The sequence below is a fragment of the Candidatus Micrarchaeota archaeon genome (assembly GCA_021163225.1).
Lineage (GTDB): Archaea > Micrarchaeota > Micrarchaeia > Anstonellales > JAGGXE01 > JAGGXE01.
In genome coordinates, this window is sequence record JAGGXE010000040.1 from 1 (window position 1) to 7135 (window position 7135).

Genomic DNA, 7135 nt, shown 5'->3' on the forward strand with positions numbered 1-7135 from the left:
AACAAATTTTTAAACATTACCAAACATATTCTTTCAATTTAGGAGGTGATTAAAGATGAAAATGCTAGGTGTGATGCTGGCAATAGCAATTCTCATAGGAGCCCTGACAATCGCCGGATGTACTGGCAAATCTGAAGGCGGTTCAACGGCTCCCGGTCAGGAACAGAAACAGAACGTGCCGGAAACCTCTCCGCAGCCTCCTGCTGGCGAGGGCGGAGCGGCACAACAGGAAGAGCAAGGTGAAGAGGAACAGGGTATAGACCTTACAAATTACACTGCTATAATGATGTCAGGACAACCTGTTGAATGCACCGTGACCATGGAAGAAACAACCGAAGAAGGAATGATAACTGCAGACATACACATGTACATAAAGGGAGAGAAGGTCAGGATAGAGATAACATCATCGGAAGGTAACTTCGTGGAGATTCAGAAAGATAATGCAATATATATCTCGACAGAATCGATGGTACAGGGAGAGGAGGAGATGGAAGGAACACCGTTCGCCGATTGCGATTGGATAATGATAAAGACGCCTGAAGTGGAGTCAACTTATCCCGAGGAAGAAACGCCCGAGGAAACAGGTGTCGAAGTCAAGAAGCCGGAAGAGATGTTTAAATACAATATACACTGTAACGTCGGCAACTTCGGTGATGAAAAGTTCGAAACACCCGGTAAGGTGTGCGACCTGTCACAACTGTTCCAGATACCGGAACAACCGGGCGGAGAGATGCCACCGATACCGGGAATCCCAACACAATAAAATCTTTTTATTTTTTACTTTTTAACGTTAACGTCAGTTATCTTAACTTCTTTGAGGTCTGACAAATGATTCCTGTGCACGTGTTGCGTATCGGTCACCGACCAGAACGCGATAAAAGGATAACCACACATGTGTGTTTGACTGCGCGCGCGTTCGGTGCCGACGGTATAATTATATCAGGTTTACGTGACCCGAGGGTTATCGAATCGGTTGAGAGAGTAGTGGGGAAATGGGGCGGAAGATTCTTCATCAGATTTGATGATTGGAAAAGTGCTGTTAAAAGGTACAGAAAAGAAGGATGGTATGTAGTACATCTAACCATGTACGGTGAGGAGTTTTTGAAAGGGATGACGGAAATCAAAAGAGAGGTCAAAGAAGGGTATAAAGGTCTGCTTGTTGTGGTGGGTAGTGAGAAGGTACCGATTGAGATGTATGAACTCGCAAACTATAACCTGTCGGTCGGTTTTCAACCGCATTCAGAGGTCGCTGCATTAGCGGTTTTTCTGGAGCATGCTGTAGGTCCGTCTTTTGATAAAGTGTTTGAAAACAGTAAGATAGATGTGCCGCATTCCAGATTCGGCAAAACAAAAAAGGACATTAATTAAGAAGGCGGATACCGAAACGTATATAAAACTGAAAAAACATAATTAATGTATGCCTACCAGGAAAAAGAATACTTCTTCAAATAAGAGGACTGCAGCTAAAGTCAGCAGAAGCAAAGCAGGTAAAAAGAAGCAAAGCAAAAGCGTTTCGCGTTCCAGACGATCTTCTTCTGCTTCAAAGTCAAAACCTTCAAAATCAAAGGCAAAACGAACATCAAAGAAGGTTGTAAAAAAGAAAGGAGATACAAAACAGAAAAAGAGTCAGAAATCGGATGCTGCTAGGCATGCTGCGTACGAGAGACGGAAGATTATCCGTGCAAGAAAGAATTTGTTGAAAGATTCTCTTTTGCGACGGACGTTGGTTAATAAAGCAGGCGAACACGCACTTGCAGTAGTCCAGGCATTGGTAAAACCGATGACACATGAAGAACTCGCACGTAAGATAAAGGCAAACAAAAGCGAGGTCAGAATGACCCTGTACAAACTTCATCAGGCAGGTCTCGTCACCTATGTTAGGGATAAGGATGAAGAGTCCGGATGGTATTCCTATTTCTGGAGTTTTAGAGATGCGAAACTCAAAGAATTGGCAGAATCACTGAGCAAAGAACGGACTGTTGCAGAGAACGGTGCCGTTCTTTTCGTGTGCAACGTATGCGATAACGAGAAAGTCTACACGTTCGAAGAGGCAGTAGACCTAAAATTCAGATGCCCTGTATGCAATTCGATGCTAACCAATCTCTCAGAACCCGAATAAACAATGTTAACCAGCAAACGTAACCGGGAGCACGGTTCCGTTAACGTTCATATGTCCGTGTAGAACTGGCTTGTCTGTGCATACGAAGGTTATATCAACCCTACCGAGTTCCCGTGTCATCACCGTATCGTTAACTTCTCTCCCATTGATATAGATGGCACAATCACCGACTTTAGAGATCCGTACTTCATCTTTGCGAAAATCCGTGTACTCGTAGATTGCGCATCCGCATACATCCAGTTTAGGTAACACTACGACCCCGATGTTCTTCAACTGTTCCGCCTTTTCAAGTGCCGGGCGAAAATCTTCGGTTAACACCAGTTTTTCACCCTCTACAGAGGTTTTGGGAAACATATCGGTTACGGTAATTCGTTGCACCTTAGGTCTATCAGCGACGGCGAACAACAGAATGAGAATCATCGTACATATTACGAGAACCATGAAGGAACCGAAGTAACCTCTCATCTGCACCATCCCACTTCAACCCTTTTATCGTTACATATCCGTTTCACAACAAGATAATCCTTACAAGAACAATAATCTTTCCTGTTACCGTTAACAGAGATATAACCGCAGACCTGTTCGTGGGAAAACACCTGATCAGGAGAGACCCCTTCGCATACCAACCGCGCCACGTCTTGACCGAACGTATCCTTAACCGAAGGATGAGCATCCTCTCTCATAACATTGAATATCACTACTATGAACACTGCGGTAAGAAATATCGCGAACAACGCGTCTGCCGATAACACAAACCCTCTCATGTTCATGCTTTGTTCACCTTTAACGAAACTACAACAACGTTTCCCGTATCATCAGTTATATATCTGTTATACACGAGTCCGTTGTTGAGGTCAGCGTTACACGAACCGATGACGGTGCCGTTCAGATAATACACAACTACTCCGTAATCGAGGTTGCATCCGGAATGATACAATCCTAACATTTCCCTCGTAACTTCATAGTCTTCCCTGCATCTCTTGATAAATATGTCCATCTTATCCGTATCAAGTTTTCCACCTCTCACGATACTCACTGGAGAACCTTCTGAGACCAAAAGTTCAGATGCGTAAACCAGAGATTTTGACATTATGTTTTTATCGGTACGTTCTTGCGTCCGATGGTACGCATCCAACCAAACCGAAGACAGTAACGTTAAGATTAATAACATGACAATCGTCCACACTGTAAGGTCGGCAACAAACAGTTGCCCTTTTTTCCAGATCCTCATCATCTTAAACCTTCGCATACGCATTACCCTACAAAGGTTTGACAACGATTTTTGACCCGTCGTTGTACACGATCACTGTATCCTTACCTGTCACGGTACCAGTAAGATGAACATGCACAGGTAAGGAAACTGAGTACTCGATGTCTTTATCGATACAGGACAATCTTAGTCCTTGGGAGTGAAAGCGACAGGCAGTACCTGAGAGAGGAATGACGGACGATTTGTTGTATAGGTAAGCTTCCAGCACTGCGTTCTGAAGGGTTTCAACATTGTTCATCATTCGATATCGTTCAACATGTAACCGGTTCACTTTTTCGATGTTTGTGATATGAGAGAGTAGGGAGAACACTGTAAGAAGATATATGGAGAAGACCGTGACGAACTCGATGGTAACCTGGGCTTTATGAAAATCTGAGTTCCACATAGCCATCACGTTTGATAAAAACTGCATGATAATCACCGGGGTCTGAAGGTAACGTTCCTTTTATCTCAACCGCGCATTTGTCATTTATATCGCTGTCCCCTATCCTGAGATTTATCAATCTGCCGTCAATGTACGAATATTGCGGATTTAGGTCCGGCACGGTCAACCTGACCGAAACCGATGATCCGGGTGAATAGGAATATACATAATTCGCAGTTTCACATATCTCATCTATCAAATATCTGCCCTGTTCCATCTGGAACTGTCTTTTCACAGAGTTATAGTTCGACATTATACCGAATATGATAATGGATAATATGAACAGAGATGTTCCTGTTACAACAAGGTATTCTACGGATACCTGACCGCGTGCCATGTATGAAGTTAACAATGTAACGTTTAAAAATCTTCAATCAAAAACGGGTTGGTCACGGTAGAGATGTATACCGTCGCTCGTGATCCTCATGGGAACAAGACGGATCTCATGAGCGGTTCCCCTCATCTTCACCACTTCCAACGCACGTTCCCTGAGGTCCCTTTTCCTTATGAAATGTATAGCTATGAAACCATCCACAAGATACTCCAACCCGTACCTCGCCCTGATCTCTCCGGGTACGGTCTGTTTTGCTTCGGAAGTGAGGAGGGCCGTGCATCCCCACCTTTTTATCATAGCCATGGTTTTAAGAAAAACCGTTCTCCTCAGATATGCATCTTTCTGTAACAGAACGAGCGATGTAACAGAATCTATAACAACCCGTTTTATCCCTAACTCGTCCACCATATCTTTGATGTACGGTGCGTCGTTGATGAAACGTTCGATTTCGTTCGGAGGATAGTTTACGAACATGTAACGTTTCTCTTTCTCCAACTTTTTAAAATCCCAACCAAAACGTCTCATCCGTCTATACACTTCCTCCTTACTTTCTTCAAAACTTATGTAGAGCCCGGGTTCATTGAACTTAACTATTCCGTTATACAAAAATTGGTTGGCAAAGATTGATTTCCCTGCACCCGCTTCGCCTGCTACCATGACAATACTGTTCCTTTCAAAACCTCCCTCTATCATAGAATCGAGACCCGGAATCCCGGTAGGAACACGAACAGACTCTTCCTTTTCCCGTTTCATTAAAGATCACCCTCCTACCGCAGACAGTATTTCCTGCCTGTTTGAGATAACCCATCTGTACGGTCTGTTTATGTCGGCATCCTTGTCCAAAAACAACATGATGAACAGTTCAGAAGATAACCGGACCGCGAGCACCATGGCCGTTTCAGTACTCAGTAGTATATACTTAGGATTCCCTCCTTCAAATGCTTTACCGAACTCTTCAAAAGAGGTGCACATCCTGCTTAATACAGGAATGGAAGGTTTATACCTTTCCTCCTCCCTGTTGAAAGAGTAGTGTCTAACGATTCCATCACGTGTGACCAAAGCGCAACCTATAACGGAACGCAATGCGAGCAGAGGATTTAATACATTGTTGATATGTTCGGCCTCCATGATAAACCCTCGCCTTATCCATATATAAATGTTTTTACAGTGCCCGGACACCGTGCATGCCAAACTCTATTTTTAAACCTTCACGGTAAGGAAGTCTCTCGGAAAACAAAATCCACGAATCTCCACTACGTTTTATGGTCAGTGTGTCATCCATGAGATGCTGTATGGTTGAAACAACCTTTTCATCGTGCATTCCCTCATCCATGAGATACAAAGATGTAGCGTTTTCGGATTTCAGACGCGCACCAGTAATATGGATAAACCTAAACACGGATTCTGGTGCATTGTTCAACAACAGTGTAGATAGGGAGGCAAACACTATCCTCTTCTTGTTGGGTGTGCTGGAAATCAGTTTAGTAAGTTCTATGGAGATGTCGTTAAGTGCGGTAGGACCGAGCACGGGTATGATACCGTCCCTTTCTTTGAGTCCTCTCTGTCCGAGTGTCCATGAATAACAGTCTATAAAGAAGAGGGTTTTACCCAGATATCTCCCAAAATCCCAATTGTACCTCTGCGCTTCAGTGATGACAGAATCGGGAAACGTATCGGTGGTTATAAAAATGCACATGTCACCTTCCTTCAACCCGGCCCATAAGAACTGTAATGCGAAAACTGTCTTTTCCTGTCCGGGACGACTGAGTAACAGTACGTTAGACCTAGGTGGTAATCCCCCTTCTAAAAACAGGTCTATGTTTCTGTCTCCGGTACTGAGCATAAGAATAAAGAAGGAAAGAAAGGTTTTTAAGGGTTCAACCGCATCGTCCGCTTGACGAAGAAGATGTGGAAGCGTTTATCGGCCCGAACCCGGGCATTATGTTGTACCCTGCAAGCGATACGTTGCACTCTGCCGGCGGTTCGGCGAGTCTGTTACATATCGCTTCCTTCACTGCCTCTGGGGTTCTGGATATGATGACTGTTCTTCCGTTCAGCACAACAGTGGGAGAACCGCGCACACCGTACATACCGTTTTCTTCATTATAGATCGGGAACGCGTTGTTCTCAAAGGAGTACTGGGATTTAGTCTCGTTGATACACGCTTCCACAACCGTTGTGTTTATACCTTGCTCTTCCATGCATTTGGTTTTGTTACCATGACTTTCGATGAAACATGTCAGAAAGTCCCAGAATTTATCAGGGAATTCTTTATCGATACAGTATTCGTACAGGTTGTCTTCCAATTCTATCGGACCGTGCATTATATAATTGACAAATTTATTGTTTATATGAACGTTACTTACATTCTCGAACAGTTTTGCAACAGGTATTACCGCCTTCTGCATCTGTAAACCGAAAGGACAATGGGACATCACATATATGTCAAGAGTCACTTCATCGCTCTTTTTCCCGACGTATGTAGGAATAACCTTAAGCGCATTAGACATATCCCAAACGTACACCGAATTTATAGGGTTACCGAATTGTGAATAGAGGAGGTCACTCTGATCCTTATTCGCATCAGTTGCGTTTATCAGTAAAACAGGAATATACGAAACATTGTATTCGTCGATTAACTGTTTTGCTTCGGTTGAAGGATAACTTAAAAGGTCTATCGTTATCGGAATACCTGTCTTATTCAATGCGGATTCAACAGTAGGTATGTAATCGGGTTGAGGTTGGGTGCTATTATCGTATATTAAAATTGCTGTGAGAGTTGGTAGTGCAGGGAGATCATTACAATCTGATAGTGAATCATTTAAATTATCGCAGATCTGTTTTTCAAACGCTAATTTAACAGGTACATAATTAATAGGGATATACCTATCACCATTGCGGAGTACGAAGAATGATGACAATGAAATATTCTTAGCTAGCGCAATGCTTTTTGCATATTGCTTTTCTCCATACTGCTGTATGCAGATC

Annotated in this window: 12 protein-coding genes; 3 read left to right on the forward strand and 9 right to left on the reverse strand. The window is 43.3% G+C overall.

Going from position 1 to position 7135, the window contains the following annotated elements; all coding sequences use genetic code 11:
- Positions 1-55 precede the first annotated feature (55 nt).
- The 3 genes from J7K41_02735 to J7K41_02745 all read left to right on the forward strand — a co-directional run bounded on the left by J7K41_02735 (position 56) and on the right by J7K41_02745 (position 2119).
- On the forward strand, positions 56-763 hold the full coding sequence (locus J7K41_02735; GenBank protein ID MCD6549596.1) for a hypothetical protein: 708 nt from the start codon (positions 56-58) through the stop codon (positions 761-763).
- A 65-nt stretch (positions 764-828) separates the two neighbouring features.
- Positions 829-1368: a tRNA (cytidine(56)-2'-O)-methyltransferase gene (locus J7K41_02740; GenBank protein MCD6549597.1), complete on the forward strand. Its 540-nt coding sequence runs from the start codon at positions 829-831 to the stop codon at positions 1366-1368.
- A gap of 49 nt (positions 1369-1417) precedes the next feature.
- Positions 1418-2119, forward strand: coding sequence for a hypothetical protein (locus J7K41_02745; GenBank protein MCD6549598.1), 702 nt, complete (start codon positions 1418-1420; stop codon positions 2117-2119).
- 6 nt (positions 2120-2125) lie between these two features.
- On the opposite strand, the gene J7K41_02750 is transcribed toward J7K41_02745, so the two are convergent.
- From J7K41_02750 to J7K41_02790, 9 genes are all read right to left on the reverse strand, one after another.
- Positions 2126-2593, reverse strand: a complete 468-nt coding sequence (locus J7K41_02750; GenBank protein MCD6549599.1) for a hypothetical protein — start codon at positions 2591-2593, stop codon at positions 2126-2128.
- On the reverse strand, positions 2581-2889 hold the full coding sequence (locus tag J7K41_02755; protein MCD6549600.1) for a hypothetical protein: 309 nt from the start codon (positions 2887-2889) through the stop codon (positions 2581-2583). The genes J7K41_02750 and J7K41_02755 overlap by 13 nt, the downstream gene beginning before the upstream one ends.
- Entirely contained in the window at positions 2886-3368 is a 483-nt protein-coding gene (locus J7K41_02760; GenBank protein MCD6549601.1) for a hypothetical protein, read from the reverse strand. Before J7K41_02760 ends, J7K41_02755 begins: the two co-directional genes overlap by 4 nt.
- A gap of 10 nt (positions 3369-3378) precedes the next feature.
- Positions 3379-3801 carry a hypothetical protein gene (locus J7K41_02765; GenBank protein MCD6549602.1) on the reverse strand — a complete coding sequence of 141 codons (423 nt, stop codon included), beginning with the start codon at positions 3799-3801 and terminating at the stop codon, positions 3379-3381.
- Complete coding sequence (locus J7K41_02770) at positions 3752-4150, reverse strand: hypothetical protein (GenBank protein MCD6549603.1); 399 nt, start codon at positions 4148-4150, stop codon at positions 3752-3754. The genes J7K41_02765 and J7K41_02770 overlap by 50 nt, the downstream gene beginning before the upstream one ends.
- Positions 4151-4183: 33 nt before the next feature.
- Positions 4184-4900: an AAA family ATPase gene (locus J7K41_02775; GenBank protein MCD6549604.1), complete on the reverse strand. Its 717-nt coding sequence runs from the start codon at positions 4898-4900 to the stop codon at positions 4184-4186.
- Positions 4901-4906: 6 nt separating this feature from the next.
- The gene (locus J7K41_02780; GenBank protein MCD6549605.1) at positions 4907-5275 is read right to left on the reverse strand and encodes a roadblock/LC7 domain-containing protein; all 369 of its coding nucleotides are present in this window, start codon (positions 5273-5275) and stop codon (positions 4907-4909) included.
- Between the two features lie 34 nt (positions 5276-5309).
- On the reverse strand, positions 5310-5990 hold the full coding sequence (locus J7K41_02785; GenBank protein ID MCD6549606.1) for a hypothetical protein: 681 nt from the start codon (positions 5988-5990) through the stop codon (positions 5310-5312).
- Between the two features lie 34 nt (positions 5991-6024).
- The coding region (locus tag J7K41_02790) for a thioredoxin domain-containing protein (GenBank protein ID MCD6549607.1) at positions 6025-7135 on the reverse strand (1111 nt) is incomplete at its 5' end.